1 protein-coding gene is annotated in these 642 nt (G+C 59.8%); it reads left to right on the forward strand.

The features are described from left to right. Positions 1-197 (forward strand): amidase family protein (locus O7A61_RS32335; protein ID WP_337133195.1); only part of this gene is annotated, 197 nt, incomplete at its 5' end. Positions 198-642: the final 445 nt, after the last annotated feature.

Below are 642 nucleotides of genomic sequence, written 5' to 3' on the forward strand. Positions count from 1 at the left end.
AATTCCAAGGCGTCTTCAACATCACTGGTCAACCCTCGGTCTCGCTGCCTCTCTTCCAGGCTAGTGACGGCCTGCCCATCGGCATTCAGATCGTCGCTCGCTTCGGCGACGAGGCGACCCTGGTTCGTGTTGCCCGCGACCTGGAGCAGGCTCTTCCCTGGTCGACAAGGCGTCCACCAGTCTTTGCAGGGCGGTAAAAGAGGCCGGGGGCGAGCGGGCGCCCGGTTCCCTCAACCATCGACACGGCGTCGACGGGGTTACATCCCGATCGCAAATCCCGTTGGGATCGAGGACAGCCGGTTCCTGATTGCACACCCAATCAGACTTGGAGGACACTGCACGCGAATCGATCCGCCAGTTGGCTGCGGACATCGTCTTCGATGCGGTACGCGTCGCAGCGCCTTGGTCGCACGGAGCCTCACGCAGATGTTTCTGGCAGCTTCATGTCCCGCCGGATCGTTTGTTATTTAGGTCCGGCAAATGACCTCCTCAGAGCGTTCTGTTCGACCATCGCTGGTAGTGTGCTGAGAGTTCTGCAAATTCGCTGAGAGAGGGCGGTCATGGCAGGCTGGTGATGTTCAACGTCACCTGATTCCCGCGAAGGAACGCCACCATGACCAAGATTGAGAGTAAGACCGCCAG

Source organism: Mesorhizobium sp. Cs1321R2N1, from assembly GCF_037179725.1.
Classification (GTDB): Bacteria; Pseudomonadota; Alphaproteobacteria; order Rhizobiales; family Rhizobiaceae; genus Mesorhizobium; species Mesorhizobium salmacidum.